At 56.9% G+C, this 6,142-nt stretch carries 5 protein-coding genes; 1 reads left to right on the top strand and 4 read right to left on the bottom strand.

Annotation, left to right across the window (positions count from 1 at the left end; all coding sequences use genetic code 11):
- Positions 1 to 350: 350 nt before the first annotated feature.
- The 3 genes from Q0Z94_RS05435 to Q0Z94_RS05425 form a co-directional block, all read right to left on the bottom strand.
- Positions 351 to 602: a hypothetical protein gene (locus Q0Z94_RS05435; protein WP_298068006.1), complete on the bottom strand. Its 252-nt coding sequence runs from the start codon at positions 600 to 602 to the stop codon at positions 351 to 353.
- A 24-nt stretch (positions 603 to 626) separates the two neighbouring features.
- Positions 627 to 968, bottom strand: coding sequence for a hypothetical protein (locus Q0Z94_RS05430; RefSeq protein WP_298068005.1), 342 nt, complete (start codon positions 966 to 968; stop codon positions 627 to 629).
- 208 nt (positions 969 to 1,176) lie between these two features.
- Complete coding sequence (locus tag Q0Z94_RS05425; RefSeq protein WP_298068004.1) at positions 1,177 to 2,082, bottom strand: hypothetical protein; 906 nt, start codon at positions 2,080 to 2,082, stop codon at positions 1,177 to 1,179.
- 148 nt (positions 2,083 to 2,230) lie between these two features.
- On the opposite strand from Q0Z94_RS05425, the gene Q0Z94_RS05420 reads away from it, so the two are divergent.
- The gene (locus Q0Z94_RS05420) at positions 2,231 to 5,515 is read left to right on the top strand and encodes an AsmA-like C-terminal region-containing protein (RefSeq protein ID WP_298068003.1); all 3,285 of its coding nucleotides are present in this window, start codon (positions 2,231 to 2,233) and stop codon (positions 5,513 to 5,515) included.
- A 297-nt stretch (positions 5,516 to 5,812) separates the two neighbouring features.
- Here the strand turns inward: Q0Z94_RS05420 and Q0Z94_RS05415 are convergent, their stop codons facing one another.
- Entirely contained in the window at positions 5,813 to 6,067 is a 255-nt protein-coding gene (locus Q0Z94_RS05415; RefSeq protein ID WP_298068002.1) for a HypC/HybG/HupF family hydrogenase formation chaperone, read from the bottom strand.
- Positions 6,068 to 6,142 lie beyond the last annotated feature (75 nt).

Here is a 6,142-nt window from a genome sequence, read left to right as displayed (position 1 = left end):
AACATCAAAGGGAGAGCATCCTCACTTCGCGAACCCTGACTGACAGGATTCTTCGAGCGATCCATCCGCTCGATGACTTCAGCTTGCCCCGTCCCCGGCAGCGTGTCAAGACGTTTTTTCGTAACAGGTGAAAATTTTTCGAGACGTCCTTCTACCTGGTCCGGCCTTCCTTTGAATCTGCTCCTCTTTCCTGGAGGAAGAACGTGGTTTTAACCAACAAAAAGCCTGTCACGCAGCCCCATCTCTTTTCAAAGGAAAGCCGAAATCCTGCCCAGCGGCCTCCGCAAAAAAGGCGGCATACCCTTCTATTCATGAAGAGCATGCCGCCTTTATCCGGTGAAAAACGTGTGCTAAATGCGCATCCCGCGCAGCCTGCGCGCGGACGAAAGTTCTGCGGTTCGCTGTTCCTTCCGAAACTCATCGAGCTGGAGATCATACGTCTCCACCCTGTGCTGAATGTCCTGCAGCTGCCGCCTCTCTTCCGCAGTCATGGCCTCAGGCGAACGCCCCTCGGCGCACATCTGCTCATGAAGGCGTTCCAGTTCCTCTGAACAGGCAAAAAGCTGCTCAAGCAGATAGTCCTGCTGCTCCGTCGTGCCCATGCGTTTCAAACTCCCCAGCGAGGATTAGCGATGATAGACAAGGTTAGGGGTGCTCAGACCGTTCCTGCTGCAATAGGAGTCAAGCTGCTCCAGTCGTATGGACTTGTTTCCCTGCACACCGTTTGCGGATGTCGTTGCGATGCGCACAAGCTGCTCGCCCTTGGCGGAGAAGTACGGCGTGAAGACATACTTTCTTCCGGCCTTATCCACCATGGAAACGGAATCTCCGGCAGGAACGATCGCCTTGCCTATGGACAGGGAAACCGCGTTGCTGACGCTCTGCGGGGAAACGTCCGATAGTGCCGTGCGTTCTGTGTTCAGAGAAGCCGTGCCCATTGTCTGCACATTGATGCCGTCTACGCTCATGAAAGCCTCCTGCATGTTAGTGGTTCAAGCACCTTGTCCAGCCGCTGTGATTACTTCAATTCCTGCGATATTCATAACTTACGGAAAGAGCAGCGTCAATATCGGCATTGTTCGAAAAGGCCGCACTGCGAAACCAAAGGAGTGCGCCCTTTCTGCAGGGACATGGCCAGGGACATGGCCGCGGAACTCCTTTGCCGCACATTCAACCTCAGAAACGCCCCAGTGCGGCATAGGTTCCGGCAAGAAGAAGCAGCATAGCCAGAAAAGCCAGAGAACGGCGCTGCATGGGTACAGGAGAACGGGAAATCATGTACCAGAGGAGCACTGCCAGGGGGAAGGCAAGCATCCCAGCCGAAAGCGCGAGTTCCGCGCCGCCGGGCAGGGGCATCAGCTCCTGCGCCCGGACGGGATCCAGAGGATACAGCACAAACATGACTGCGGTGACAGGGAGCAGGAGCGCGCCGGCTCCTGCGGACTGGCGGGCGCGCACACCGAGAACGAAGGAATAGAAGTCCCGTCCGAAATCATCCTTTCTGCGGCACAGGATATGCCAGCAGAGCGACAGAGCGTAGGCGGCCGTCAGGCCCAGAAGGACGGAAAAGAGTACAAACAGCCCGAGCTGGGGCCAGTACTGCCGATCAAGGATGACGGCAAACGCCTGCTGCGCGACTTCGGGCGTAGTTCCGGCTCCGGTCAGGGCGCCCAGACAGAACGCCCACATGAGTACACAGGCCCCCGTCTGTCCCAGGAGGGCAAAAAGTCCTCCGCAGACACTCAGCGCCTTTTTAAACGGCGGCGGTGAGATGAGAACAACAGCCGTACACAATGCCGCCGGAGCAGCGGCCATGACCAGAAGTTCCCAGAGCATTGCCCAGGGGCCGGTCATGTTCCGGTCGATGGCTCCACCCATGAGCAGATCCAGGCCGAGAAGGACGGCGTAGCCCATGAGAAGCAGTGCCGTCAACGTCTCAACCTGCCCTGCGCTTTTGTCATAAAGAGAACGTCTGCGGACGACCGCGCTATGCCGATCCCAGGCGGTAACAAAGGGCAGCATCCCTCCCGCCAGTCCTGCAAGGAAGAGGACGGCCGCGGCCGCGTAGCTGTAATAGGTCATGGATACTCCTCATATGGGAAACAAGCGCTGATAATCTGCAAAATCCGTTTCGCCGCGCTTGTGAAAATCCGGCAAATTTTCTACAATACGGGAAACTCGGGGCTGAGAAAATCGGTACGAAAAGTCCTGCGCCACGTCAAGAGGGAATATGCGAAAACCGCGTCCGGGAACCATACTGCTTGCGCTGTGGGGAATCTTTCTCACCATTTCCGCGTATGCGTACCTGACATGGCTTCAGCCCGCCAGACTTGGCGGAACCGTTTCCCGCGGACTGTGCTCGGCCCTCGATGTCCAGTGTTCCATCGGTGAGATTTCACTTTCCTTTTTTCCCCGACCGGCACTTGACTTCCATGACCTCAGCCTGAGCCGCGGCAGCATGGACAACATCGAACTGTACGTCCGGCACGCCCGTGCTGAAATGAGCTGGTTTTCCCTGCTGCGCCTGCGCCCCATCGTAACCAGACTAAGTCTCGACGGCCCCACTCTCGACGTGTCCGGCCAGATCACGGACAAACTTCTGGCTGGGGAACAGAAGCCTGAAGCGCTTCCGCCCGCATCCTTCAAGCTCCCTGCCGTTCATCCGTCCATTATTGGTACGCATTTTTCCATCCACGAAGGTCTTTGCCGTCTCTCCACTGCCGACGGACGCAGCGCCCTCGTCCTTTCCGGAATCGAAAGCACGGCCAGACTTCCCGGCCTTTTCCCCGGCCATCTGGAACTGCGCCTTGCCTCCGTCCACTGCGCGCTGGCTTCGGGCATCGACATCACCGCTTCAGACACGGCTCTGTCCATCCCCACTCTGAAAAAAAGGCTTTCAGGACTCTGGACCAGTACGGTACAATGTTCCACTTCTCTGCAAATGGGCGCCCTCGACGCAGCGATTGGCCATAAAATCTCCGCTCCGTACCGCTACTTCCCTCTGGCGAAACCGGTAAACCTGACGCTGGAAGGCAGCTTCGACATCGACCCCGAACAGGGGCTGTACCTCGGCAAGGGCACGACGGCGGCATCAGCGGTAATGACCATGAACGGCCATAACGTTCCCATGTCCTTCAACATCCCGTTTTCTCTCTCAGGACTGGATGTTCCCATTCAGATACAACAGGCCGATGTGCGCATGGAAGACGACCGCCTGACTCTGTCCGGCTCTCTTTTCGGTCTCCCACAGGGCAAACCCACCCTCCGCGGCAGGGCGGACATCCACCACTTCAGTCTGACGCGCTGGTTCGGATTCGGCCGGGCCATGACCGGCGGGCTGCAATACGCCCTCGACAACATCACTGGCTCGTTCGATGACTTTGAACTTTCCCTCCTGGGAATTGTCGTCCCCAGGCTCACGGCAAAAGTCCTCAACATGGAGTTCTCAGGTTCCGGAAGCTGCGCTGAATTTCTAAAACCCGACATCCGCATCGATGCCAGAACCAATCATGCCGATCTGGACGCTGTTTTCCCGGAACTGCATGGAACTGCGCCGGACATGTCCCATCTGCCGCCGCCCGTCCTTCCGCTCTCGCCGTCCGACGAGACTGCACAGGATGATTCCTCGACAACCTGCGGATACGACATCCACCTCATGGCCGACAAGAGCGCGATACTGAAATTCACACCGGCGAAAGTCGATGTGCATATCGTGCCCGCCCCGACATCGGGAACCATGCTGAAAATCTCCGCTGATGATCTCTATAAGGGCAAGGCCGGCGCTGAGGTCTATCTTCAGGACAAGGTACGGGTGACGGCGGTACTGAACGGCGTATCGGCAGCCGAACCTGCCACCGTACTTGCCGGGTATCCGGCGCTCAGCTCCACCCTGAAGCAGGGCAAAGCCGATCTCACCTTCCTTCCCGGCGACCTGACCCATATTCTGGCTTCACTTGAAGGCTCGGTTCAGGCGTCGTTTGCGCAGGGAACCATGCGCACAAAGGAGTCCCGCCAGCCGCTTGCCTTCCGCTCGTTCTCCGTTCAGGCAAATGCCGCAGCCGTTCCTCCGAAAAATCTTTCCGCAAAACCGCCCGTCATGGATTTTAAGGGCACATGGAGTGCTGCCCTGGAGACTGAACGCTGGAAGGTCGAAGCCAAAGCCCCCAAAGCGACCATCGCCTTCAGCACGGAAAACGGCCTTCCTGCCTCCATGAACCGGCAGAAGCTCAACTTTACTCTGACGCTGGGCAAGACGCTCGTCTCCTCCTGGCCGCAGGATATCGTTCTCACAGGGAGCACCGCCCTCTCCTTCCCAGCCTCGTTCAAGCAGTTTGAATTTACGGACGCCACTCTTGAGCACAAAGCCTTCCGTCTGGAAGGGAACGCCTGCGTAAAGCCGGATGCCAGGAGCGCGTTCCTCTCTGGAAAAGTCTCCGGTACCAGCTCGACACCAGGCAGCACACTGCGCGCGTTCGGCCTCTCGCAGACAGAAGATTTTCCTTTCCGCAGTGTGAAGTTCGAAACGGGTTATGCGGTTTCCCAAAATGACATCGAACTTTCCCAGCTTTCCGGCAAACTGGACAGCACGGACTTTTCCGGAAATATCAAGCACTCTTGGCAAGGACGCCCGCGTACGGACGGGGCCTTGCATCTCAAGAACCTCAATCTTGACACCTGCCTTTCCAACCAAAAGACTGCAAAGGAAACACACGCCAGGCTGCCTCTCTCCCTGCTCAGAGAGCATGACGCCAGAATTCTGCTCACTCTGGATAAACTGCGCGCCTTTGAAACCACACTGACAAAACTTGCCTTTCCCATCACCCTGGCAAAGGGACGCCTGCATATCCCCGTTACAGCCTTGTTTCCCGGCGGCGGGAAGCTGACGCTGGATTTTACGGCCGCCTCAGTTCAGAACGGAAACAGCGTGGACAACAGCGCCAACGTGCGGGTGACGGCGCTGAATCTCCTGGCATTCTGCAAGGACAGGGGACAAAAAACACTGCTTGACGGGACAGGAACGCTGAACGCTGCGCTCACCTCCCGGCAGGTATACTGGGACGACTGGAAGCGCACACTGAACGGCGAACTGTTCTTCAGCGCCACCAACGGCGCCGTCATCAGCACGAATGGGCCGTCCGGACAAAAAAGCGGCGAATCCCGCACGGCCTTCAAGACGCTCTCACTGAGTACGCAGGCCAGCAATGGAATTGTCACCAGCAAGGATTTCCGCCTCGAAGGAAACCTTACTTCCGTCAAGGGCGCAGGGACGATCAATCTTCAGGAACAGAGTATCGACGCCAGCGCAAAAATCACTCTGGCCGGCATCCCTGAAATGCCCGTGACCATCAAGGGGCCTCTGACCCATCCCACGACAAACTATCAGGTCGTCGGCGCGGTTGTGGGCACCGTGGGGAACATCGGTTCCACGGCCATCGACCTTCTGGGCTTTGTGCTTACTTCGCCGTTCAGACTTTTCTCCGGGAACAAGGGACTTCAGCCAGCCAAAACAAAATAATTAAAACAGCCGACAGGCTTTGACATCCGCAAAACAACTACGTTTCAATCTAGTATCGCCCCTCTCTTCCGACTGACTCCATAGCCGCCCCGAAGAGGCTGTGTGGATTGCCCCTTCTTTTCAAGGAAGGATAACGGAAAAGGATGTTAGTGTCTTCGCCGTTGTGTCCACCCCTCTTTTCCCATGAACGTGGAGATTTCAAACCTCACGGAACATTTGTTGAGGGAAAAACGATATGTTACGCTCCACAAGATTCCGGCAAACTGAGATCGATCATTTGCTGAAGTAAAACTTGAACTATGATTTGGCGGTACTGCCGTCCAGTCCCAACGCAGCGATTTCGTGAAAGATCGCGAGCGATTCACGGGCTTCGTCCGGATCCAGTGTGCGTAGGGCAAAACCAGCATGGACGATGACGTATTCTCCGGGCCTTGGCGGCTCAGGCAGCAGCAGCGAGGATACTTCCATAAAGCTCTCGCCCTCGCCTATCCGGACTTTGATTCTTCCCTCTTCCAGAGCTTCAACGACACGAACGGGAACGGCAAGGCACATGAACATCTCCTCATAAAAATGGCGAAACCGCACCGTGCTGCGGCAGGTATCCATGTTTTCTAACGCAGCCGCCGC

The sequence above is a fragment of the uncultured Mailhella sp. genome, assembly GCF_947631555.1.
In the GTDB taxonomy this organism is placed as follows: domain Bacteria; phylum Desulfobacterota; class Desulfovibrionia; order Desulfovibrionales; family Desulfovibrionaceae; genus Mailhella.
The sequence above is the reverse complement of the archived record's forward strand: the minus strand, read 5'-3'. Positions and strand labels throughout refer to the sequence as shown.

Bases quoted from the DNA above. Each gene is read 5' to 3' on its own strand.
- Q0Z94_RS05435 (WP_298068006.1), bottom strand. From the start codon at position 602: ATGGGCACGACGGAGCAGCAGGACTATCTGCTTGAGCAGCTTTTTGCC.
- Q0Z94_RS05430 (WP_298068005.1), bottom strand. From the start codon at position 968: ATGAGCGTAGACGGCATCAATGTGCAGACAATGGGCACGGCTTCTCTG.
- Q0Z94_RS05425 (WP_298068004.1), bottom strand. From the start codon at position 2,082: ATGACCTATTACAGCTACGCGGCCGCGGCCGTCCTCTTCCTTGCAGGA.
- Q0Z94_RS05420 (WP_298068003.1), top strand. From the start codon at position 2,231: ATGCGAAAACCGCGTCCGGGAACCATACTGCTTGCGCTGTGGGGAATC.
- Q0Z94_RS05415 (WP_298068002.1), bottom strand. From the start codon at position 6,067: ATGTGCCTTGCCGTTCCCGTTCGTGTCGTTGAAGCTCTGGAAGAGGGA.